The organism is Paenibacillus catalpae (genome assembly GCF_900112695.1).
GTDB lineage: Bacteria > Bacillota > Bacilli > Paenibacillales > Paenibacillaceae > Pristimantibacillus > Pristimantibacillus catalpae.
The window spans coordinates 1,438,078-1,459,470 of record NZ_FOMT01000001.1; the positions used below are offsets into that span (position 1 = coordinate 1,438,078).

At 46.4% G+C, this 21,393-nt stretch carries 23 protein-coding genes; 6 read left to right on the forward strand and 17 right to left on the reverse strand.

What is annotated here, in order from left to right; genetic code table 11:
* The first annotated feature begins 53 nt into the window (after window positions 1–53).
* From BM200_RS06085 to BM200_RS06095, 3 genes are read left to right on the forward strand one after another with little or no spacing between them, the layout of a single operon-like run.
* The gene (locus BM200_RS06085; protein ID WP_175532751.1) at window positions 54–1,373 is read left to right on the forward strand and encodes a spore germination protein; all 1,320 of its coding nucleotides are present in this window, start codon (window positions 54–56) and stop codon (window positions 1,371–1,373) included.
* A 1-nt stretch (window position 1,374) separates the two neighbouring features.
* Window positions 1,375–2,469, forward strand: coding sequence for a GerAB/ArcD/ProY family transporter (locus BM200_RS06090; RefSeq protein WP_091182608.1), 1,095 nt, complete (start codon window positions 1,375–1,377; stop codon window positions 2,467–2,469).
* Window positions 2,466–3,524: a Ger(x)C family spore germination protein gene (locus tag BM200_RS06095; RefSeq protein WP_091182610.1), complete on the forward strand. Its 1,059-nt coding sequence runs from the start codon at window positions 2,466–2,468 to the stop codon at window positions 3,522–3,524. Before BM200_RS06090 ends, BM200_RS06095 begins: the two co-directional genes overlap by 4 nt.
* A 34-nt stretch (window positions 3,525–3,558) precedes the next feature.
* Here BM200_RS06095 and BM200_RS06100 read toward each other — a convergent pair whose 3' ends face one another.
* The 5 genes from BM200_RS06100 to BM200_RS06120 form a co-directional block, all read right to left on the reverse strand.
* On the reverse strand, window positions 3,559–4,179 hold the full coding sequence (locus BM200_RS06100) for a hypothetical protein (protein WP_091182611.1): 621 nt from the start codon (window positions 4,177–4,179) through the stop codon (window positions 3,559–3,561).
* Window positions 4,180–4,244: 65 nt separating this feature from the next.
* Window positions 4,245–5,534, reverse strand: a complete 1,290-nt coding sequence (gene murA, locus BM200_RS06105) for a UDP-N-acetylglucosamine 1-carboxyvinyltransferase (protein ID WP_091182613.1) — start codon at window positions 5,532–5,534, stop codon at window positions 4,245–4,247.
* 21 nt (window positions 5,535–5,555) lie between these two features.
* The gene (locus BM200_RS06110; RefSeq protein ID WP_091182614.1) at window positions 5,556–6,254 is read right to left on the reverse strand and encodes an FHA domain-containing protein; all 699 of its coding nucleotides are present in this window, start codon (window positions 6,252–6,254) and stop codon (window positions 5,556–5,558) included.
* Between the two features lie 170 nt (window positions 6,255–6,424).
* A complete protein-coding gene (locus BM200_RS06115) occupies window positions 6,425–6,919 on the reverse strand; it encodes a hypothetical protein (protein WP_091182616.1) in 495 nt (164 codons plus the stop codon).
* A gap of 1 nt (window position 6,920) precedes the next feature.
* Window positions 6,921–7,295 carry a winged helix-turn-helix transcriptional regulator gene (locus tag BM200_RS06120; protein WP_091182617.1) on the reverse strand — a complete coding sequence of 125 codons (375 nt, stop codon included), beginning with the start codon at window positions 7,293–7,295 and terminating at the stop codon, window positions 6,921–6,923.
* A 167-nt stretch (window positions 7,296–7,462) separates the two neighbouring features.
* Between BM200_RS06120 and BM200_RS06125 the strand changes: the two genes are divergently transcribed.
* On the forward strand, window positions 7,463–8,005 hold the full coding sequence (locus BM200_RS06125) for an NAD(P)H-dependent oxidoreductase (RefSeq protein WP_091182619.1): 543 nt from the start codon (window positions 7,463–7,465) through the stop codon (window positions 8,003–8,005).
* A gap of 62 nt (window positions 8,006–8,067) precedes the next feature.
* Here the strand turns inward: BM200_RS06125 and BM200_RS06130 are convergent, their stop codons facing one another.
* Complete coding sequence (locus BM200_RS06130; RefSeq protein WP_091182620.1) at window positions 8,068–8,787, reverse strand: RNA polymerase sigma factor; 720 nt, start codon at window positions 8,785–8,787, stop codon at window positions 8,068–8,070.
* 164 nt (window positions 8,788–8,951) lie between these two features.
* Between BM200_RS06130 and clpP the strand changes: the two genes are divergently transcribed.
* Window positions 8,952–9,536 carry an ATP-dependent Clp endopeptidase proteolytic subunit ClpP gene (gene clpP, locus BM200_RS06135; RefSeq protein WP_091182622.1) on the forward strand — a complete coding sequence of 195 codons (585 nt, stop codon included), beginning with the start codon at window positions 8,952–8,954 and terminating at the stop codon, window positions 9,534–9,536.
* Window positions 9,537–9,592: 56 nt separating this feature from the next.
* Here clpP and BM200_RS06140 read toward each other — a convergent pair whose 3' ends face one another.
* From BM200_RS06140 to BM200_RS06170, 8 genes are all read right to left on the reverse strand, one after another.
* A complete protein-coding gene (locus BM200_RS06140) occupies window positions 9,593–9,961 on the reverse strand; it encodes a YrdB family protein (RefSeq protein ID WP_245772909.1) in 369 nt (122 codons plus the stop codon).
* 10 nt (window positions 9,962–9,971) lie between these two features.
* Window positions 9,972–10,538 (reverse strand): SMI1/KNR4 family protein, encoded by a 567-nt coding sequence (locus BM200_RS06145; RefSeq protein WP_091182626.1) that lies wholly within the window; start codon window positions 10,536–10,538, stop codon window positions 9,972–9,974.
* Window positions 10,539–10,570: 32 nt separating this feature from the next.
* Window positions 10,571–10,744 (reverse strand): hypothetical protein, encoded by a 174-nt coding sequence (locus BM200_RS29900; protein WP_175532681.1) that lies wholly within the window; start codon window positions 10,742–10,744, stop codon window positions 10,571–10,573.
* 416 nt (window positions 10,745–11,160) lie between these two features.
* Window positions 11,161–11,811 carry a response regulator transcription factor gene (locus BM200_RS06150; protein WP_091182628.1) on the reverse strand — a complete coding sequence of 217 codons (651 nt, stop codon included), beginning with the start codon at window positions 11,809–11,811 and terminating at the stop codon, window positions 11,161–11,163.
* Window positions 11,812–11,937: 126 nt separating this feature from the next.
* Window positions 11,938–12,918: an aldo/keto reductase gene (locus BM200_RS06155; protein WP_091182630.1), complete on the reverse strand. Its 981-nt coding sequence runs from the start codon at window positions 12,916–12,918 to the stop codon at window positions 11,938–11,940.
* Between the two features lie 128 nt (window positions 12,919–13,046).
* A complete protein-coding gene (locus tag BM200_RS06160; RefSeq protein ID WP_091182632.1) occupies window positions 13,047–14,084 on the reverse strand; it encodes a hypothetical protein in 1,038 nt (345 codons plus the stop codon).
* A gap of 42 nt (window positions 14,085–14,126) precedes the next feature.
* On the reverse strand, window positions 14,127–15,488 hold the full coding sequence (locus tag BM200_RS06165; RefSeq protein ID WP_175532752.1) for a sensor histidine kinase: 1,362 nt from the start codon (window positions 15,486–15,488) through the stop codon (window positions 14,127–14,129).
* Window positions 15,481–16,173, reverse strand: coding sequence for a response regulator transcription factor (locus BM200_RS06170; RefSeq protein WP_091182637.1), 693 nt, complete (start codon window positions 16,171–16,173; stop codon window positions 15,481–15,483). Before BM200_RS06170 ends, BM200_RS06165 begins: the two co-directional genes overlap by 8 nt.
* Before the next feature lie 190 nt (window positions 16,174–16,363).
* On the opposite strand from BM200_RS06170, the gene spoVB reads away from it, so the two are divergent.
* A complete protein-coding gene (gene spoVB / locus BM200_RS06175; protein ID WP_091182640.1) occupies window positions 16,364–17,911 on the forward strand; it encodes a stage V sporulation protein B in 1,548 nt (515 codons plus the stop codon).
* Window positions 17,912–17,978: 67 nt separating this feature from the next.
* Here the strand turns inward: spoVB and BM200_RS06180 are convergent, their stop codons facing one another.
* From BM200_RS06180 to BM200_RS06190, 3 genes are all read right to left on the reverse strand, one after another.
* Window positions 17,979–19,196 carry an MFS transporter gene (locus BM200_RS06180; protein ID WP_091183548.1) on the reverse strand — a complete coding sequence of 406 codons (1,218 nt, stop codon included), beginning with the start codon at window positions 19,194–19,196 and terminating at the stop codon, window positions 17,979–17,981.
* A gap of 41 nt (window positions 19,197–19,237) precedes the next feature.
* Window positions 19,238–20,266: an ROK family protein gene (locus BM200_RS06185; RefSeq protein WP_091182643.1), complete on the reverse strand. Its 1,029-nt coding sequence runs from the start codon at window positions 20,264–20,266 to the stop codon at window positions 19,238–19,240.
* Window positions 20,267–20,395: 129 nt separating this feature from the next.
* Window positions 20,396–21,373 carry an aromatic ring-hydroxylating dioxygenase subunit alpha gene (locus BM200_RS06190; protein ID WP_091182646.1) on the reverse strand — a complete coding sequence of 326 codons (978 nt, stop codon included), beginning with the start codon at window positions 21,371–21,373 and terminating at the stop codon, window positions 20,396–20,398.
* Between the last annotated feature and the right edge of the window lie 20 nt (window positions 21,374–21,393).

Below are 21,393 nucleotides of genomic sequence, written 5' to 3' on the forward strand. Positions count from 1 at the left end.
ATAATTTAGGACATAATATAGTTGAATTTATACCTGCGAGGAGAATGGCAATTATGGCAGCAATGGATGAAGTTAGAACACACTTTTCTTCCTACCCGGATTATGTCAATCAGCAAGTACAGATCGCTACCGAGACTTTTACCATTACCGGTTTAAAGTCTTTGATTAATTTCCCGCAAACGATCTATATGGTCAGAGATTCGTTGCTTACTGCGTCCATAAACAAACTTGAGCTTGTTGAAGTTTTTGCAGGGCTTGGCCAAACCGTACCCGCTGAAACAACTGGCCTAATCTCTGAAATTCTGGATGGCATGCTTATCGCCATGCATAACGCATCAGGCATATGTGTAAGTATTTACCCTGTCCCTCAACCGAATAGCCGCCCAATTTCTATGCCCATTATGGAAAATAATGTGGGCGGAGGTAATAGTGCATTTAATGAAAACCTGGAGGCCAATATAATACTCCTGCGTTCTCATTTAAATACTTCTGACCTCCAAATGAAGAATTATGTTATGGGTAATCTGGTTAAATCAAACGTGGTTGTATGTTATATGGAATCCCTTATTGATAAACAAATGCTCGGTAATCTGACACATAAACTCGAATCTAAACAGTCGACAGATATTTCAAACATAAAGGAGCTTTCGTCCGTCTTAGAGTTCTCGAATTTTTCGCTGGTTACCCATTACATGACCTACGAGCTGCCTCAAAATGCAGCCAAAGCTTTAAAAGACGGCAAAGCAGTTTTATTTCAGGAAAGGCTTCCGTTTGCCATTGTATTACCAAGCCTGATATCGGATCTATTCGTAACGGAAGATGATACCAACCATCCGCCGATCTATACCTGGCTGCTCCGATCCTTGCGCTTAATCGGACTGTTAACGACGTTAATCGTACCAGGGTTATACGTAGCGCTTGTCTCGGTCAACCCCGATGTATTACGGTTTGAGCTGGCTCATTCCATTGCGAGAAGCCGCCTAGATGTTCCCTATCCGGCCATCGTTGAAGCCCTTCTTCTCTTAATCATAATGGAATTGATCATGGAGGCTATTATCAGACTCCCTTCCAGCATCGGACCAACGGTTACGATGGTTGGAGGCATCGTACTCGGACAGGCTGTAGTAGATGCCAAGCTGGTAAGCAATCTGCTTATCATCATAGTTGCCGCTGCAACCATAGCAAATGCCGCTGTGGTAGGCTTTCGGAATTCCTATGCACTCCGTTTACTTAAATATCTGTTGCTCTTCCTAGCTGCTTTCCTCGGGGTGCTTGGCCTGTTGACAGGGCTTGTTATTATATGTGCTTATGTGGCTGGCATTCGCACACTAGGCGTTCCATATTTGCAATTAATAAAGCCAAAAGGGGAATGAAATGTCAAAAAACCTGGAAGTTTCCGCTACCTATGTCATGACCCATCTGGGTTTAATCTTTTTCTTGTATCCGTTAGATATAATCGAGAGTACGAACGAATCCCATTGGATTCCTGTGATCGCTGGTTTTTTGTTTCACCTGCTGATCATTTCCATGTATCTCAAAGGATTAAGTTATTTTAAAGGCCAGAATATCGTGGATATTCTCTTGAAGAAAAATAAGGTACTTGCTTGGGTCGTCCTATTTCCAGCGCTTCTTTATTTGGCTTGGATTATCGTACTCGCGGTTCGGGCATTCGCAGAGGTTCTTTCGATCGTTTTTCTGTCGAATACTCCTCTATGGGTTCTTATGCTGCTCCTGCTTATTGTCCCTGGCTTTATGACTTTTCACGGAAAAATTGGAGGCTTGCTCCGATTATCGGTATTGTTAAGCTTCTTATTTATCATCCCGGTCGTTTTTGTCATGGTTACTTCCTTCCAGAACATTGACTGGCATTATTTATTCCCGCTTTGGCCGGGCCATGGTGCTTTTACCTTTCTAACCCTTCCTCCTTTCTATAAGAGCTTGTTTGCCTATACAGGAGGTTTTTTGTTGCTGGGATTCCTTCCATCCTATGCGAATTTCAAGCCAAAAGCTATATTTTTGGGGTGTCTCGTGCTGCTTCCCACCTATCTGATTTCCGTATATATCCCGGTTCTGACACTAGGGGAAGAAACCGCGCGGCGGCTCCAATTCCCTTATCTCTTAGTCGTGGATACGATCGAAATCAATTGGCTGATGTTTGACCGGATCAATATATTCTTATTGCTCAGCCTGGTTGCTTTTACGATGTTTTTCATCGCGGTTACCCTATGGCAGATTCTTATTATTATTCGACTTGGTGTGATAGACATCAGCCCTAACTTCCTGATCCCGATTATCCTTCTTTGCACCTTCATCGCGTGCCTGTTTATCCCAGACTGGAAGACTGCTGACCTCCTCTTCCAATGGAATATACCTCTGCGAATGTATGTTTCGATTGTAACGCCTATCTTCGTATTGACTATGGGGTGGTTACATGCAAGAAAAACAAAGTTAGGGTTGAATAACTCATGATCCTGCGCATATTAACTGCAGTTCTAATGATGACCTTGCTTAGCGGCTGCTGGGATAACAAAGACATAAATCATCGGGCGCTGCCAATCGCAATGGGGATCTCCTATCAGGAGGGCAATTATGAAGTATTCCTGGATATTCCAAAGGTAACGGAGAAAAACGAAGGCATTCAGGTAATCAGCGCCAAAGGGGATACGATTAGTTCGGCCATCGATCATATTAGCATGAATTTGGAAGATCAGGTCGATCTGCTGCATTTGAAGGTTATTATCGTGGATAAAGCCTTTGCAACGCGTGGACTCGATGAAATTACAGCTAGCATCATCCGATCCCGTCAAGTCTCGCCGAAAACGATGTTTGTCATTTGCGATGAACCGCTAAACCGATTTTTCGAGCGAATTAACAATCCGTCTAACGGCGATGGCAATGAGATCTATGATTTCTTCCAGAAGAATGCCGGATGGAATCCGGAGATCGCCTACACGCCTGTATGGAAATTGTTCAGAGGCATACATTCCTATACCAATGATGTAGTCCTCCCCATTATTCAATCCGGTCATTCAACAGCTATCCAAAGCGTCGGGGCCGGCATCCTGAAGAACGGTAAAATGGTAGAACGCTTAACGAATGAACAAACCTTGCTGTACAACGTATTTGACGGGAACAGCATGCAAGGAAAAATAGAAGTAATGGGAAAAGCTACCGTGCAAATTGTGAACAGCCGTATCCGTAATCAAAGTAGATTTGTCAGTCAGAAGCCTGAATTAAATAGTAAGCTTTATTTGAAAGTCATTGTGATGGACGCAATTGGAAATCCGTCAATGGAAGAAATTAAGACCGAGCTGCAAGGCCTCCTTCAGCGTGTGTTGAACGAGATTTTCAATAAAATACAACGGGTTCAAGCAGATATCTTCGGTATAGGACAGCATTTCCGTGATAATCTTTCCCGAGACGAGCTGGCACAATGGCGAACCGAATATCTGCCTCAAGTGAAAATAAAACTGGAGGTTCATACCATAATTCGAAATACGGGAAATTTAAAGCTTCCTGAATAGCCGTGCAAGTATTATACTTGCGCGGCTGTCCACTTTATCTTGGTATTCCAACATGAGAATGGAGTACCTTTATCGTCTCTGAGATGGAAAATTGGATATACTTTTGGATGCTTTCCAGACTATAGATCTCAAGAGGTTCCGACATGGCGGATTGCTCGACATTGAAATCGTCATTCAGCTGTTTAGCAATGCCAGGCAAATATTCCGTGTATAACCCATCAATCTTTACGTTATCAATGGCCGGTATCTCCTCTAACGGAGATACCGGATAATAGGTTAACAGCTTTTTGTTTAACCTTCTAAAGTCACGATATCCTTTGTCTATAGCGTTTTGTTTTTCATTTTCAGGAAGCGACTTCACTAACTTCAGATACATCGTTTCGTACCATATTTGATCCGCAACAAGATGACTGAGATACCCGACATAAAAGGAATCTGTAAAATGCTCCTTGTACTTCTGTATAAAGAGTTCATAATCCGTCCGTTTCTTGCCTTGACTATTTACTTGCACAAAATGAGTAACTGATTTGGGGGCATATACGGGATGGGTTAAATCTGGAGCAAGGCCTCCCAGATGGATTCTGGTTTCTTTAGAAGAATAAATAAGTTTGTTAATCTCCGTCGTCATGCAGTAGTGCATCATTCGTGAACCCATCGATATCGCCTCCTAAAAAAGCCTCTAACTTCAATCAGTTAGAGGCTTCCTGCCTTGTAAGCTATTTAACTCAGGATCCTATCCTCAACCATCCCATTACTTGACCGTTCTTGGATAGAGACTTTAGCTCCAATCGCGCGGAAGCTGCCAATAACATCTTCATAGCCGCGCTCAATGTGCTCAACGCCCGTAATAAACGTGCTTCCTTCTGCCGCGAGTCCTGCGAGCAGCAGACAAGTGCCGGCCCGCACATCCGTTGCGTGAGCCCAGCCGCCTTGCAGCGGAAATCCCCCACGGATAAAGGCACTTTCCTTGCGCAGCTCGATCTCGGCTCCAAGCCGGCGCAGCTGCGGCACGTGAGCGAAGCGCATTGGGTAGACGCGTTCTGTTACGATGCTCTTGCCTTTGGCCTGGAGCAGAAGCGCCGTCATCGGCTGCTGCAGATCGGTAGCAAAGCCCGGATACATGCCCGTTCGTATCCGTGTTGCTCTTAATAAGCCCGAACTGTAAGCCGTAATATGATTCTCGCCGCATTCGACTTCTATCCCGACCTCCTCCAGCTTCGCTAGGCAAGACCCCAGATGCTCAGGAATCACATCCTCGACGGTAACTTGTCCCCCATTCATGCCAGCAGCCATCAGGAAAGCTCCTGCAATCAACCGGTCTGGTATGACCGTATGTGATCCTCCGTTCAAATACGAGACACCGTCAATACGGATTCGATCAGTGCCCGCCCCATATATCTTCGCGCCTAACTGGTTCAGAAAAGCTGCCGTATCCACGACCTCCGGATCGACCGCTGCGTTATGCAGAATGGTTCTCCCTTTGGCACGTGAAGCAGCAAGGATCGCATTAATGGTTGCACCGGATGTAATTGTATCGAAGTAAATGTCCGTGCCTTTAAGCTCGGTACCCTCTACCACATAATAATCCTTGAAGATTTGAACCTTGGCACCAAGCGCTTGAAACACTTTAATATGCTGGTCGATCGGCCTGGACACGAAATCATCGCCCCCCGGAAATCCAATCGTAACTCGTCCGAATTTGGCTAGCAAAGCTCCTGCAAAATAATACGATGCCCGGTAGCTCGAAGATTTCCCCGGATCGATCATAGCGCTATGAATCCAACGCGGATCAAGGGTAACCTGACCGCCATCCTGCTTCAATTCCATTCCGATATCCTGGCTTATTCCCGCAATCATCCGTATATCATCGATACGCGGGATACCCTCCAGAGTTACGATATCGTCCGCCAGACATGCAGCGGCAAGCAGCGCCAGGGTACTATTCTTTGCACCAGGTATATGTACTTTTCCGTTAAGTGGTCCTGAATACTCCGCTTGTATATATTTCATGAAGGGATTCTCCTACTTTCGTCAGGAAGATACAATTTCCGATTCGAGTACGTAGCCGCTGCCGCGCACCGCGCTAATCAGGAAGGTGTCTTTGCCGTATTTTTTACGCACCCGGTAGATCAAAGCGTTTAATTCATCGAGTGTAACATCCGGAATGCCTTCTTCCCCGGCCAATCGTTCAGGCCATACCGTAGTTTTGATGTCTTCAAGCGTTACAAGCCGGTTCGCATTCTCGTGAAGCAGACGAATCAGCAGATATTCTTTCTCCGACATCGGAATTCGCTGTCCCTCCACGACGCATTCCCTCTTCTCCCAATGAATCGTAAGAGGCAGTCCAGGGATCTCCAGCTGTCTGGTGATGCTGAGCGGTTCGAGCTCGAGCGTTTGATCAGCGAACATATATGAGAAGTGCAGGACACTCATTCCGTTAGCCAGTTTGATGATGTCAAAATTGCTCAGCGGATAAGGGCGGTGCGGCTTCACCCGTTCGCCGTTGAGCTCTGTTCCGTGGCGGCTTCCCTTATCGTACAGCACCGCTTTATCTTGCTCTTTGCGGATAACGACATGCTGCCGTGAAATAAACGGGTTGGTGAAGGCGATATCCGGAGTCAACTGATTGGATAACCGGCCGATCGCCGTCTCACCTTCATTCAAATTCACGATCGTCCCCCCTTTATAGGGCTCGCCGCGAATGATGTATAGGCATGCAAAGTTTTCCACTTAAGTTCCTCCGTGTTCGATGACAGGCTGCCATCGGTATAGACTCCATTAGATATCGTAACTCAAACCGGCCATGATTAAAACCTCCATGCACTGACGCCCCGCTTATTTTTCAGTAACGCCGAGCCAGTCAGTTAGCAAAAAAGAGCCGCAATATGCGACTCTAACCGTTACAACCATGTCATAAAATCCCGATTGACCATCTTTATCTTGTTTGCTGCCGCCCAACCTTTAATATCCGCAATCCCCTGATCTCCATTCTCTAAAAATCTGAAGCACAGCTTTACGGGTACTACCATCTTCCCTATAGGCTTGATACCGATAACGGGTCTGAAATACCCCATATTTATGATGACCTTGATTTCTTTGGCTAGAATGGTACGACCGTTTATCTGGATTTCATCTGGAAGAATAGATAATTCTGTTGGTTTATTTAAAGCTCTAATTATAGATATTATTAATATAATCAGATAAGTAAAGAACACAACGATGTTACCGGAGAGTATAATGATATCCCCCTTATCATGCCATGAAATATCACTCCATGCATGAATGACCATATAACACCAAAGTAAACTAAGGATAGATAAAGCTGCTATATTTTTTATCCTCGAAGGATGTTTCACGGAATGTATTATGCTTAATGCTGTTTCCTTCCGCTGCATATTAAGTTATCCCCTTCTTCTGCTCCACTATTCCTTGCGAATCCTTCATGAAAGCAAGATGTTTAAAGCCCCACCCGCACATGTCTGACAGAACGGAACCAAGAGTTTCGCCATGCTCAGATAACTGGTATTCCACTTTTGGCGGAATCTCCTGATAAACCTTACGGACGATAAGTCCATCCCTCTCCATCTCACGAAGCTGGCTCGTCAGCATCCCTTGCGTCACATTCGGAAGCATCCGTCTTAGCTCTCCGAACCGTTTGGTCCCTTCATATAGAAGAATAAACAATATTAGCGGCTTCCACTTTCCGCCAATGACTTGAAGGGTTGCGATTATTCCTTCTGTGGAAGCAGGCTTGCGGCTGTTCTGGTCCATGTGCTCCTCCATTTCCGCAAAGCGATAAGATGGTTTTTATTATAACAGAGCTTCAATTAACAGCAACATAGTACGGTAAACCGTACTTAGTACGGAAAAAGAGCGTACTTTTCAGATTCGGCTTGGTGCTCAATAATGGGGGTATCCCATTTGAAAGGATGATTCTCATGAAAATTCTGGTCATCACGGCACATCCCGAGTTAAACCGCTCCCGTGCAAATAAAACCTTCTTGCATAGCTTAAGTCAGTATGGAGAAGACATTCGAATTCATGATCTTTATCAATTGTATCCGAATTGGACGATTGATGCGGAGAAGGAACAGAAGCTGCTGCTTCAGCATGATCGGATTGTGCTGCAGTTCCCCTTCTACTGGTACAGCAGCCCGCCGCTTTTGAAAAAATGGCTCGATGAAGTGATGACGCCTGGTTGGGCTTATGGTCCCGGAGGTAATCATTTGATCGGAAAAGAATTTCTTGTCGCCACGACAACAGGCGGTACGGAGAACGCTTATCGCTCCGGAGGGGATGACCAGTTCACCATAAGTGAGTTCCTCCGACCATTCGAAAGGACCATTACCAAATGTAACGGCACTTACCTGCCTGCTTTTGTAAGTTATTCGGTTAAGACGGCGACAGATGAAGCGCTTGCGCAGGAAGCCGCTCGTTATGTGGAGCATATCCGAACTCCCCTGCCTGTGCTTGTTCATTAATAGAAGGTTATATGCAAAAGATAAAAAAGCCGCAGCTATGCGGCTTTTCTAACACCTTATTATTAAGCGGCGATCCCCATCGATGGAGTTGATTTGCCCCGGCGAATGGAAGTGCTGGCAGCGCGCAGCCTTCTGCTTTGAAGCACTGCGATTGCCGGCGCTGGTTCCAGTTCACCGTGCTGCACAAGCGTCAGCATCGCTTCAATGTCCCCGCTGTCATAGGCAATAGCCAGAGCACGTAAAACGTCTCGCAATCCTTCATCCTTGGGAGCCTTCAGTGATCCCTTTTCAATTGCTTGCCTCACGGACGGCAATGCCGCTCGTGCCCGATGCAAAGCCGCTTTGACAGCACCTGCCGTTAGACCAAGCCTTAATGCCGTTTCTTGAGCGGAGTAACCGGAAACGTCCCGCATCAGGAATACAGCCCGTTGAAGCGGTGACAAAAAGGTCAGGATAGCCTGCATGGCTATTTCCGTTCCAATCAGACTGTCATCCGGCATGGCATGATGCTTAGCAGACTGTCGAACGGCTTCCAACATCCGCATATGCGTCGACTGTCTCCTTACGCGGTCAATCCACGTATTGCGGGCTATTCTAAGCAGGTAGGCATCAGGATTCACATGTTCCAGAGGCTGCGAGGAATCCATCGCTTTAAGCCAGGCCTCCTGAGCTAAATCCTCCGCTTCCACCCGGGATTTCGTCAGACTAAGACAGTATCGGCTGACCACGCCTTGCAGCCGTTCCAATTCCTTATTTTCCTTTTCCATTGCTGCTTTCGCCATATCGGACACCTCCGCTCCTTCTTATTATACGCATCCTTAATCCTGTAAACGAATGAACCTGCGAAAAAGATATGCCCGAAACCCATTTTTTCTTCGCGTACCTTTTCCGATCCCTTATTCGTTTTCGAATTGCAAGGCACAAAACGAAGAAAAGAGGGATTACGATGAGCAGCTTCATTCCATATGTCGTTGAACAATCCAATCGAGGAGAACGTTCCTATGATATTTATTCCCGGTTATTGAAGGACCGGATTATCTTCCTAGGGTCGGCCATTGATGATCAGGTAGCGAACAGCATTGTCGCGCAATTACTGTTCCTTGCCGCCGAAGACCCCGACAAAGAGATAAGCCTCTACATCAACTCCCCGGGAGGATCAACCACAGCGGGCTTTGCCATCTATGATACGATGCAGTACATTAAGCCCGAGGTTCATACGATCTGCGTGGGCATGGCCGCATCATTTGCCGCCATCCTGCTGCTTTCCGGTACAAAAGGAAAACGGTTCGCACTGCCAAGCAGCGAGATCATGATCCATCAGCCGCATGGCGGTGCTCAAGGACAGGCAAGTGATATCGCGATCAGCGCAAAGCGTATCCTCGATACAAGAGCACGCCTGAACCAAATTGCGGCGGACCGGACAGGACAGCCTCTCGAGAAAATCGAGAAGGATATGGACCGTGACTACTTCCTCTCTGCCCAGGAAGCACTCGACTACGGCATTATCGACCGGGTAGTTCACACGGTTTAAAGCGCTTATAGCAAAGGCTGCCTACTTACAGGCAGCCTTTTACCAAATAAGCTTGTTTACTTGCCTACATTCACACGATGTAAATCCAGAATAAACACAGATCCGATAACTATAATAGATGCCGTTAGAAATACTATTCCCAGACCATGACGTCCTGTTGTGTACAGAGCAGCTGATGCTGCCAGAAAAACAATAAGTTTCAATGTTGTTCTGATGGGATCGGCGAAGATCGGAATAGATGCTTTTGGAGACAGAAACATCCCCCATAGAATAATAACGGCAAGCGGCAAAGCAATCATCAGTATGATCTTGAAGATGCCCCCGACATCTAATTGATACCCCCAAAACCCAAATGCAGCACATGCAGCGAGCTCTAGGAGAAAAAATGCTGTAAGCAAGATACCAACTGCTATTGATTTCATCATTCTCCACCTGTCACTTTTGAATTGCAGAAAATTCAATTTCACCGCTGTCAAATACATATTCCGAGTTATTCGTCTCCATAGCCTGAACTAAATACTCAAACCATTGCGTGAAGCTCTCCGCTAAAATAACTCTTTCTCCTGAGTCGTGCCACATCGTAATGATTTGCCCATGGTTACCGCCATTGGCCGGTGATAAATCTATGCAATGATGATTTCCTGAGCCATCATACGTGAGCGGCAGCCAAGCAGGCTGCCACCATACCTTTGCTACTCCTTCTTGAGCCTCAATCTCCCAATCCTCGAACGATTTGGTGTCATAAAGCCCCTTCCACACTTGCCACTCTTCTAAAATACGCTGCGTAGAAAGCAGTTCCCAGCCGGCGATCAGCCATTGGGCATCTCCTGATTGTCCATTATGAATATGTAAAGATTCCTTCAAATCGCTTGGAAGCTTGAATCCAATGGCTTCTTCCAAGTCCGAGATTTCAGTTTCGGCAGCACCTGGATTGAGATCCGTTAAGACATCAGGAGCATGCTCCCTCAGCCAATTCTCCATTCTATCCCACAATAATCTCATCAATAGTCTTCCAGCCCCTTAATTACAGATCGCTAAAACCTTCCGTTCCTCTTTTCATCCAAATAGATATCCAGCGCTGCTATACCCCGAATCATTAATTTAATAAAAAGATAAAGAGCGTACAATCCCATCAAGATAAATAACCCATAGATAATAATCATGATCATGGGTAATACCGAAAATACAGATACTGTGGTTTCTGTCACCTTATATACCTCCTATCGAAAGAACGATTATTGCCCATCCATAATACCATAAATTAGGATATATTACTTATCAGGTAACAATCGACTCAAATTTGAACCCGCCGGCGACCCAACCTATAATTAAGAAGGTTAGGATACTCAATTGATTTCTCCCTCTTCTTATATATTAATCTCTATTCTATGCTACTAACACTATTGAAAGGAAGATACTGGATTGAGAAATGAACAAGTCATGATGAATTTGTTTTTAGAGTTTGCCTGCAAGGACGAAAGAATTAGATTAGTAACTAAATATTTATAATAACCTAATCTAAAAAATGAAACAGCTGCTTTTAGTGAAGCGGCTGTTTCTCATTAGCTCCCTCCTGTGGCTCCCGCGTTCAAGTCATTCAGACTCGGCGGTCAGAGCTGCCAATCTACTCATCTGGATGGTCCTCCAGACAATAGCCTAATCCGCGGTATGTTTTAATCCGTGACTCTCCAATCTTCTCTCTCAGTCTGCGAATATGAGTATCGACCGTACGGTCATCTCCCATATAGTCGAACCCCCAGACCTGATCCTGCAGCATTTTCCGTGTCACAATCTGTCCTTTATTCTGAATCAAATATTTCATAAGCTGGAATTCCTTCGAGGTGGCCTGCAGATCCTCGCCGTTACGGAAAATTTTCTGGGCTTCCATATCCACCATGAGATCGCCTGCATGCAATTGAGAAGACCCACTCGTCAGCTTGCATGCACGGGCAATCAGTACTTTCGGATCAAATGGCTTGCGTACATATTCATCCGCACCTGCTTTTAAAGCATACCGTTCATCCTCCGGCTCGCCTTTGGCCGTCAGAAGCAGTACCTTGGTGCGGCTGACTTTCTTGATTTCCTTGCAGACCTCAACCCCGCTAATCTTCGGCATCCTCCAGTCCAGGACGGCTATATCGATCTGGTGTTCATAAAATAGCTCCAGAGCTTGTTCACCATCTCCGGCTGTCAGCACGCAATACCCTTCCTTACTAAAATAACGATTTAAATTTTGCAGCATCATCGGCTCATCAGCTGCCAACAGCAAGTTCATACGTCACCAACCTTCTGTATTTCAGTTTTGCCAAATCAACAGCTTAGTTTTCTACAGTATAAAAAAAAGGTGAAGCCAATGCGATAAAAAAAAAGCTGGCTCCGATAAGGAACCAGCTTTTTAAGCTTATAATGCGCCAACAACCCGATGAGGAACGTACAGCTCTTCCAGGTACTTGATCTCATCCGCTGTTAACGTCACTTCTAGTGAACCAATAGTCTCCTCAAGCTGAGCGATGCTCGTAACGCCAATAATGGGAGCAGTTACGGGAGCTTTTTGCAGCAGCCAAGCAAGGGCAACTTGTACGCGGGGAACGCCGCGTTTCTCCGCAATGACGGCTACACGGTCTGCGATTAAGCGATCCTGTTCCGCTGTTGCGTCATATTTCATCTTTTGTGCCTGGTCCGTTTCGGAGCGGCGTGTGACAACCGTCCAATCACGGACTAACCTGCCGGAAGCAAGCGGGCTGTAAGGAATGACGCCAATCTTCTCTTCCTTGCACAGCGGCATCATCTCCCTCTCTTCCTCCCGGTACATGAGGTTAAGATGATTCTGCATCGCTGCAAACCGTGTCCAGCCATTCTGCTCCGCGACATGCAGCGCTTTCTGGAATTGCCAGGCATACATGGCGGATGCCCCTATGTATCTTGCTTTCCCGGCTTTCACGACATCATGCAAGGCTTCCATCGTCTCTTCGATCGGGGTATTGTAATCCCAGCGGTGAATCTGATACAGATCCACATAATCGGTGCCAAGACGTTTGAGACTATTGTCAATCTCGCTCATGATGGCTTTGCGGGAGAGACCGGCACCGTTTGGTCCATCTTGCATGCGGAAAAACACTTTGGTGGCAATAACGATTTCATCCCGATTGGCGTAATCCTTTAATGCTCGTCCAACAATTTCTTCACTAGCTCCTGTAGAATATATATTCGCTGTATCGAAGAAATTGATACCCAAATCCAACGCCTTCTTAATAATAGGACGGCTATTCTCTTCATCAAGTATCCACGGATGATTCCACCGCTCGACTTCACCAAAGCTCATGCAGCCAAGACAGAGACGGGAAACATCCAGACCTGTATTTCCAAGCTTTACATATTCCATTTGATAGATCCCTACTTTCCGTTTGATAAGTTCTATTATCTCATCTGGAGTTAACTCCAGGTCAAGTGATTTTAGTGGCGCAAACAAAAAAAGCCGCGGTTTACGCGACTTTTTGTTTGATGACGATGCTACTTTTTCAGAACAACATCGATTTTATTATCGATAAATTTATCAATCTTCTTCAGCAATTCTTGTTTTTGCTTGTCTGCTTGTTCTTGTGTTAATTGTTTGCTGGCCACAAATTTAGTCGATTGAGCATCCAAATCTGCTCTTATGGCATCAATCAATTGTTGACGAGATATTCCTTCAGCAGCAGCGATTTCTGCAAACGACTTGCCCGCATTCATTTGTTCAACGAGTGCTTCCTTATCAAGGTTAAGCATTGTGATCACAACTTTAACATTCAAGTTTAGTCCCATGTTTTTCTGTTGCTGAGACAGCGGTGTTTTGAAAATACGTTCAGACTCCATGGCCACTTTCTTCTTTACGTTGCTCATTTCCTCTTCGGTCAACTGCTTGTTTTCGAACGAAGCAAGCATTTTCTCGGTTTGTTCGTCTATTAAAGGCTGAATTGGAATTCCTTTCTCCTTGGCGATGTCTGCGAGCGACTTGCCCTCTTTGACCGCTTGCTCATAAGCCGCGTCGTCCAAACCAAGCTTTGCCCCAAGAGCAGGGAAATTAAGCTTTATTTCAATGCCATTTGCTTGTTTCTTTTTCTCCATAGCTGCTTTTAATTCTTTCGAGATTAGTTGATCGGAAAGCGGCGTATCAAAGATGTGTTGAGCCTCCATCGCTACTTTTTTCTGAACGTCGCCCATTTCCTCTTCCGTAAACTGCTTATCATCGAACATCGCAAGCAGCTGCCGCGTCAGATCGTCAAGCAAAGACTGAGTAGCGATCCCTTTCTCTTTCGCAATGTCGGCAAAGGACTTGCCATCTTTTATCGCTTGTTGGAATGCGGCTTCATCCAAACCAAGTTTGGCAGCAAATGCCTGCAGATCAAGCTTGTCTTCCTTTCCAACTACATGTTTGGTTTCCTTGACCGGTAAAATCACCTCATTCTTCTCCGTGCCTTTGGATCCAATGCCGTCAGATGCAAAAGCGGATGCTGGTATAACGACAGCCAGCGCGAGTGCTGCTCCTGCCAGTTTCCATTTCTTGTCCATGTCTTCTACCTTCCTAACTAAGTAAATTCCGTCTGATGACGGTTACAGGTTCGACTTTACCGTGACATTCTGAAAAGAGTCTGAAACATTCGGAAGCGTGATTCGAAATGTTGTTCCAGCTCCCAGCTTGCTCGTAACCTGGATTTCTCCCTGGTGAGACTGAATGATTTGTTTCGCAATTGCAAGCCCTAACCCTGTGCCTTCCGATCGTCGTGAACGAGCCTGATCCATGCGGTAAAAACGCTCGAAGATATGAGGTAAATGCTGCTCCGATATACCGATACCCGTATCTGTAACGTTTATCGTTGCTACCTTCATATCGGAATAGACGGAGAACTCAACCCTCCCGCCCGACCGGTTGTATTGTATGGCGTTGTCCGCCAATAGGAATACGAGCTGCCGAATGCGCACTTCATCACCGTACATATCAACGTTAGATGAAATGCTATTGGTCTCCATGCGAAGCTCAACCTGTTTCGATTGTGCGAACGGTTCCAATTGTTCAATTACTTGCATAACCGTATGATTCAATGAAAATGGCGCTTTGATCAACTCGAGCCTACCATTATCGCTGCGTGCTAACGTTAGCAAATTATCAACCAGCCGCATCAATTGATGAATTTCTCTTTCCGTCTTCCCCAGTACCTTTCGGTAATATTCAGGCAATACTTCTTTTTGCTCGTTCAAGACCTCCACGGAAGATAATAATATGCTGAGCGGAGTCCTTAACTCATGAGATGCATCGGATGTGAATTGTTCCTGCCGCCTGTATGCTTCCGAGATTGGCACCATTGCCCTTCCTGCAAGCATATAGCCGGCCCCGCCTCCTGCAAGCAGCATGACACAGGCAAATCCGATAAACGCCCACCTTAACTTCATGATAAGTTCGATGTCATTCGTTACCTCTTGGCCCACGAAAATATGGTATTTCTCCTTAGTGACCGATTGGATCTCAATTCCACCGATACGAAACGTTCTTCCTCCCGCATTTACGTTATGATACTTCCCATTTGGCTCCTTCATCAAACTTGGATACAATGCGTTCATTGGAAATTGAGAGTAGAGAACTTCACCTTTTACTGCTGCTGGAGACTGTAGAATGATCTCTTTGCTGGCATTAAGTACCCACGACATTTGATTTAATTGCAGTCCTTGCGGAACAAAGGAAGTGTTTTTTTTATCGAATTCCATTGAAGGATCGAGCAGATAGACTACCTTTGGAGAGTCGATCAGAGCCTGAAGATCACTGGCGTATTGTCTGCGAAGTGAAGTTAATTGGTTATTCTCCGAAGTCTCCAGAATATATTGCACCATCCAAAGCGAAAAAATGGCTGAAGCGGCCAAAATCACCCCTACCGTTAATGAAAACTGCCAGGTTAACCGGCTTCGCGTTCGTTCAAACATCAGGTCCTCCGCCATTCGTCAGGAGTCGATAACCAGCGCCGTATACGCTCTGAATATATTTGCTCGAATAAGGTCCGTCTACTTTTTTACGCAGCAATTTCACAGTGGAATCAACTGTATTAAGCGTCACTTCAGCTCCAATGCCCCACACTTGGTCCAGCAACTGATCTCTGGTAAGAACTTGTCCAGCATGCCGCATAAGGCAAACGAGCAATTGAAATTCTCTTCTGTTGAGTGAGATAACGTCTTCTCCTCGTGATACTTCGTAACGGTACAAATGAACCTTTAAATCCCCTGCCTGTATGACATCGGACCGAATGCCTCTTTCTTGGCGTCTGAACAAGGCAATAAGCCTTGCTTCAAGCTCTTCGAAGGCAAACGGTTTAATCATATAATCATCGGCACCCGCACTTAAACCCGCGACCCGATCTTTGACAGCATCTCTAGCTGTTAGCAGCAAAACTGGAGTATGGTCATTCTGATTCCGTGCTTCCCGAGTCAACTCCATCCCCGAGGCTCCAGGGAGCATCCAGTCAAATATGTAAACATCATATCGCCCCGACTCCATCGCTTGTCTCGCTTCGTTCCCATTCTTTAGCCAATCTACGACATGAAATCGACGCACCAGTTGATGTTCTGTCAGTTCTCCTAACGTCTCGTCGTCTTCGACAAGCAAAATTCTCATATGTGAATTACCCTCCGTTATTAATAGAACCCGTTCATTTTATATTTTCAAAAAAAAGCACATTTTGCTTTGTTCATTATAATTCGCAAATATGAAATCACTATGAAACGAAGCATTCAATTAGCTTGTTCGCATGCTTTTCCAATCGATGAATACACTTAAGTATTCGAGCGATTTTCAGGAGGAAAGTATGTCACAACCTAAATCTTCATTCGTTAAAGGTACGTTGGTTCTGTCGGCTGCCGCTTTCATCAACCGGATTCTGGGTTTCATCAGCGGCATGTACATCGCCCGCGCTCTCGGAGCGGAAGGCATCGGACTGTTAATGATGGCTCATCCTCTAGTTCCGCTGGTCATTACCATCACGGAGCTGGGACTGCCTGTTGCTATCTCCAAGCTGGTCGCTGAAGCGAATGAACAAGGTGACCGGGCAAAAATCAGGCGGATATTGCATATATCTCTCGCCATTACATCCGTATTAAGCATCTCGCTCACCACGTTCTCGCTGCTTGGCTCCGAGTGGATCGCCTCCATCCTGCTAAGCGATCAGAGAGCCTATTATGCGATGCTGGCGATTACTCCAATTGCGCCAATTGTAGCCATCTCGGCCGTGCTCAAAGGCTATTTCCGGGGCATGCAGCAGATGAAGGCCATCGCAGCATCCGATGTGCTTGAACATACGGTACAGATTGCGTGCGTTTTGGCTCTCGTACATCTCCTACTCCCTTATGGCGTAGCCTATGCGGCTGCCGGCGCGATGGCCGCCTCCGTCGTAAGCGAAGTCATCAGCCTGCTCTTTCTCGCTGCCAGCTACAAGCTGTACGGAGAACGTAAAGAGGCGGGCGAAACGTGGAAAAGCCATCTGAAGCATGGAAGAAGCACGCTTACCGAACTTCTTAATCTCGGGCTGCCAACCGCTGGCCAAGGTGTCTTTCATTCGCTGTACAGCGCGTTCCAGCCACTGCTTATCACGTCCAGTCTGGCTCTCGCCGGCATCAGCACGGCTATGGCAACGAAGCAGTTCGGCTTACTGGCCGGGTATACCTTTCCGCTTCTGTTCATGCCAAGCTTTATTACGAATTCTCTGTCTACCGCACTTGTCCCTGCGATTAGTGAAGCGGCAGTCAGCAAGAATAGTCTGCTTATCCATGAACGCATGAATCAGGCGATGATGGTTGGACTCTTAATCGGCGCACCTGCTACCATCATCTTATTTCAATGGGCTACGCCGCTCACTTCGGTCATCTATGACGCTCCCGATGCCGGGATGCTGCTTCAAATATTAGCTCCCATGTTCTTCTTTCATTACTTTGATGCTCCGCTGCACGCCATCCTTCTTGGACTTGGCCGGACCAATGCAGCATTGTGGAACTTTGTCATCTCCACTGCCTTCAAAGCTGTCTCGATCTTTGTATTTGGCAGTCAGTTTGGTATCGTTGGCGTGGCCTTTGGCATCGGAATCGGGATGGTCCTTCAGATGCTGCTTAACTTTTTCTCCATTTCAAGCTCGATCGGTTTTTACTGGCGGGTTGAGCCTTATATCAAGGTTGGATTATGCATGGTTCTGATGGCATTATGCGGACGATGGACCATGCATTATTTCACCAGTCTGGAATGGCCGATGGCTTGGAGTATGGTTGCTTCGATAACCGTATCGCTGCTGTTTTACATCTGTACATTGATGTTAACGAACACGGTAAATTGGAGGAGCTTTCGGCGTACGATTCCAACATCATAGTACAAAAATAACAAACGCCAATCCCCGACCTCGGTGTCAGGAATTGGCGTTTGGTTTGTATTAAGTATTAAATAATTTCTTTCCGTTTGGACAAAAGAATATAAAGAATAAGTCCGGTAATGGAACATAACGCCGCGCATAAACCGATAAATCCGTAACCGGCCTGAAGCCCGCGCAGCAAGCCTGTTTGTGTATCTTCCCCAACGATATGTTTTACGAGTTCAATGACGCCGCCAATCAAATAGTTGCCGATAACGCTGCCTAATCCCATCAAGGTAACCGTAAAGGTAATCGCCGTATCGCTCCCCTTCGGGTAACGCTTGGCGATAAACGCCATAACGGTCGGATAGATCATGGCGATGCCAATGCCGGATGCCGCAAACAGGAACGCAACCTGCTCTCCTCCGGCGATTGCAGCAAATGTACAAATCGCAGAGAAGCCCGAGAACAGGATCAGTGATAGGACAAAGCCTATTTTATCCGTGAGTGGTCCAAGTAAAAGCCGTGCCAGAGCAAAGCATAAGAAGAAAATGGACAACATTCCGGAAGCCTTTACCGTATCCCAGTCATAGGCTTTCTCCAGGAAGTTAACGAGCCACCCTCCTACCGCCAATTCGGATACAACGCCAAATGTAAGTACACAGATCATTAACCACAATACTTTGTCCTTCAGCAATGTTTTGAAGGGAACTCGGTCTTCATGTGAGATGTCATCTCCCGGGAAAGAACTAAACATCGCGATGACGATTGGAATGACGGATAATAACAGCATCGCAAGATACATCCCACGCCAATCGAGCGTATGTCCGCCAATCGTCACTTTCATCAACCCGGTTGCGATAAGCGGTGCAATGGTTGAACTCAAGCCATAAAAGCCATGAGTCATATTCATCATCGTTCCGGTATTTCGAACAAAGATCCGTGCGCTTAGAATGGCTAAGCCAATCTCCAGCATCCCGTTGCCAATATACATGAGGAAATAGGAGGCCGAGAACATGGCGTAATAATGGGAGTAGAAGATGATAATTCCCGATCCCGCCATGGATGCGAAGGCGGCGACCGTCACCCACTTGATCCCCCATATTCTGGTCAAATACGCCGTGAACGAACAAGCAATCAAGTATCCCAATGCATTCAAGGATAACAAGGTCCCAAGTTGTGATTCATTCAGCATAAAATCGAATTGGATGCGCGGAATCGCCGGACCTTTAATATTTTCCGAGAACCCAAAAATGATAAAGCCTATAAAGATGGTTGCCAACTGCATGGCGTAAATCTTGTTCATCTTGCCTTTACTATTCTCCACTTCTGTCTGCTCCCAACTCTCTATCTTTTCTCAATGACCTGCAGCCGGTAAGTCAAGCTTTCCAGGGTTGCCGTCACCATGCCTTTCATGTACTCCCGTAAGATGTCATTCTGAACCATCAGCTCAGGCATATGCTCTTCGGGTATATCCTTCAAGCATCCTTTATACAGTTGTTGCAGCTGAGATTCGTGTGGCAGCTCACCTGTAATGGCAATAGCAACCGGATTAATAATGGCAATAATGGAGGCTAATGTTTGAACCGCAAGCTTAACAAAGCCTTCTTCCGTATGCAGCTGCCGCAGCTGCTCCTCGCGGGTTATGCCAAAAGGCAGGAAGGAAACCTCGCCTCCAAACGTCGTATTGCCGGTCAATATACGTCCGTCCACAATAAATCCCGCACCCGGAAAATGATTTTTGGGAAAGGTTACAACGGCAAAGGTCTTATCTTCTTCAAAGTTCTGAAGATGATAAAAGCCGTAGACCGTCATATTCATATCGTTCTCAATCGTAACCGGTATCTCATACTTCTCTTCCATAAGAGGTCCAAGCGCCTGCCCGGCCAGATCCGGAACATCACAAACCCCGATTATGCCCTGATGCACAACGCCGGGTATCCCGATTCCAATGGCTTGCACATTTTCGTTCCGGCTTATCAAGCCATCTATGAGTTGGTCGACGGCATCCACATCAATAAACGGCAGCTCAATCGAGGCTTCATGGATCGTATTGCCGATCAGATTCACGATGCTGTAGGTAATCGAATGAATGCCGCCTTCTGTTCGGACAAGCAAACAGATCGCGCAGCCGAAGTTTTCATTATACTTATATTGCTTCGCCGGCCGTCCTCCGCTGGTCTTATCGGGTTCAAGCTCAATAATTTCGCCATTTACAAGAAGTTCATTCAGAATCGTGCCGCATGTAGCAACGCTAAGCTTGGTCAGATTCGCAATCGATGCTTTGGTGCAGATGCTCTGTGCTTTTAACGTGTTCTTAACAAGCTCAACATTCATTTTCTTGACGTGAACGGTGTTATGAGTGTGGGACGACATACTTCGCTCCTTTATTATGACACTTATTAAAACTATTTTAATAAGTCAGAGTATACGGCTCTCTAATCGAATAGTCAACATGAAAAAAGCCACGTGTCCGTGGCTTTTCTTCCTACATCAGCAAGATTGTTATTCTGTTCCGATTGTAACGCCCAGCTCCCTCAATCTGCGGCGGTAAGCGATACTGACGCGATCGCATTTGAGATGCAGCTCCGCCTGCAGATCCAGGGGCAGCAGCTCCGGCTTCTGCTCTTCTACGATCCGTTTGTCCTGCTCCAATAAAGTGTTCTGGAAATCGATAAACACCTGATCCGGAACATCCGGCGCATAATTGCGAAGCTGCAGCATAAACGCGGTACAGGTCGTTTCCGTCTCGGGAAGGACTATCAGGAAGAGATGAAATTCCTCATCCGAGCCCTCGCTACGTTTAACAAGCTTGACGCAGCATGGCGTATAAATCTCATAAATATACCGGTTGTCTACGCCTACGCCGCGGCCGTCCGGATCTGGCTGGTACACCACGATTTCATCCGTAACTAGCGCGCCATCCACCTGGTGAACGTTATAGTCGTTAATTTCGGCAAAAGCACTGTCTCCAAGCAGCCCTTCATGCACGAACATCAGATGGGAGACATCCAGAAAATTTTCTATGACACGCGGCGCAGAAGCTTGAACCGGGTAAGGACCCATCCAGATCGGGAGCAGATCTTCATCGACCTTCCCTGCAAGCGGCGGGAATTCCTCCCTTGGCTCTCCAAGGCAAACCCAGACGAAGCCGTGCTGCTCATGGCAGTGATAGGTTTGAGTCCTCGCCTTTAACGGAATCGCCTGTGATTGAGGCAGTGAAGGTATGCGGACACATCGCCCATCGCCGTCATAACACCAGCCGTGGTACGCGCAGACGATCTGATCATTCTCGACCCGCCCAAGCGAAAGAGGAACTCCGCGGTGGATACAAAGGTCCTTCATCGCCCGAACCCCTTGCTTCGTGCGGAACAGGACGACCTTCTCTCCCAGAATGATAACCTGCTTGGGCGTGTCCCTGACATCGGCGGCAAGAGCTGCCGGATGCCATTCATGCGGCAATACGGGATCTTTTCTAATCATGTCAGCCACTTCCCCATTCT

What these genes read in the sequence shown, in the direction of transcription:
- BM200_RS06140 (WP_245772909.1), bottom strand. Translation starts at nt 9,961, where the DNA reads ATGATGAAATCAATAGCAGTTGGTATCTTGCTTACAGCATTTTTTCTC.
- murA (WP_091182613.1), bottom strand. Translation starts at nt 5,534, where the DNA reads ATGAAATATATACAAGCGGAGTATTCAGGACCACTTAACGGAAAAGTA.
- BM200_RS06090 (WP_091182608.1), top strand. Translation starts at nt 1,375, where the DNA reads ATGTCAAAAAACCTGGAAGTTTCCGCTACCTATGTCATGACCCATCTG.
- BM200_RS06165 (WP_175532752.1), bottom strand. Translation starts at nt 15,488, where the DNA reads ATGTTTGAACGAACGCGAAGCCGGTTAACCTGGCAGTTTTCATTAACG.
- BM200_RS06125 (WP_091182619.1), top strand. Translation starts at nt 7,463, where the DNA reads ATGAAAATTCTGGTCATCACGGCACATCCCGAGTTAAACCGCTCCCGT.
- clpP (WP_091182622.1), top strand. Translation starts at nt 8,952, where the DNA reads ATGAGCAGCTTCATTCCATATGTCGTTGAACAATCCAATCGAGGAGAA.
- BM200_RS06160 (WP_091182632.1), bottom strand. Translation starts at nt 14,084, where the DNA reads ATGGACAAGAAATGGAAACTGGCAGGAGCAGCACTCGCGCTGGCTGTC.
- BM200_RS06150 (WP_091182628.1), bottom strand. Translation starts at nt 11,811, where the DNA reads ATGAACTTGCTGTTGGCAGCTGATGAGCCGATGATGCTGCAAAATTTA.
- BM200_RS06185 (WP_091182643.1), bottom strand. Translation starts at nt 20,266, where the DNA reads ATGTCGTCCCACACTCATAACACCGTTCACGTCAAGAAAATGAATGTT.
- BM200_RS06095 (WP_091182610.1), top strand. Translation starts at nt 2,466, where the DNA reads ATGATCCTGCGCATATTAACTGCAGTTCTAATGATGACCTTGCTTAGC.
- BM200_RS06180 (WP_091183548.1), bottom strand. Translation starts at nt 19,196, where the DNA reads ATGAACAAGATTTACGCCATGCAGTTGGCAACCATCTTTATAGGCTTT.
- BM200_RS06145 (WP_091182626.1), bottom strand. Translation starts at nt 10,538, where the DNA reads ATGAGATTATTGTGGGATAGAATGGAGAATTGGCTGAGGGAGCATGCT.
- BM200_RS06190 (WP_091182646.1), bottom strand. Translation starts at nt 21,373, where the DNA reads ATGATTAGAAAAGATCCCGTATTGCCGCATGAATGGCATCCGGCAGCT.
- BM200_RS06100 (WP_091182611.1), bottom strand. Translation starts at nt 4,179, where the DNA reads ATGGGTTCACGAATGATGCACTACTGCATGACGACGGAGATTAACAAA.
- BM200_RS06155 (WP_091182630.1), bottom strand. Translation starts at nt 12,918, where the DNA reads ATGGAATATGTAAAGCTTGGAAATACAGGTCTGGATGTTTCCCGTCTC.
- spoVB (WP_091182640.1), top strand. Translation starts at nt 16,364, where the DNA reads ATGTCACAACCTAAATCTTCATTCGTTAAAGGTACGTTGGTTCTGTCG.
- BM200_RS06130 (WP_091182620.1), bottom strand. Translation starts at nt 8,787, where the DNA reads ATGGCGAAAGCAGCAATGGAAAAGGAAAATAAGGAATTGGAACGGCTG.
- BM200_RS06170 (WP_091182637.1), bottom strand. Translation starts at nt 16,173, where the DNA reads ATGAGAATTTTGCTTGTCGAAGACGACGAGACGTTAGGAGAACTGACA.
- BM200_RS06120 (WP_091182617.1), bottom strand. Translation starts at nt 7,295, where the DNA reads ATGGACCAGAACAGCCGCAAGCCTGCTTCCACAGAAGGAATAATCGCA.
- BM200_RS06115 (WP_091182616.1), bottom strand. Translation starts at nt 6,919, where the DNA reads ATGCAGCGGAAGGAAACAGCATTAAGCATAATACATTCCGTGAAACAT.
- BM200_RS06085 (WP_175532751.1), top strand. Translation starts at nt 54, where the DNA reads ATGGCAGCAATGGATGAAGTTAGAACACACTTTTCTTCCTACCCGGAT.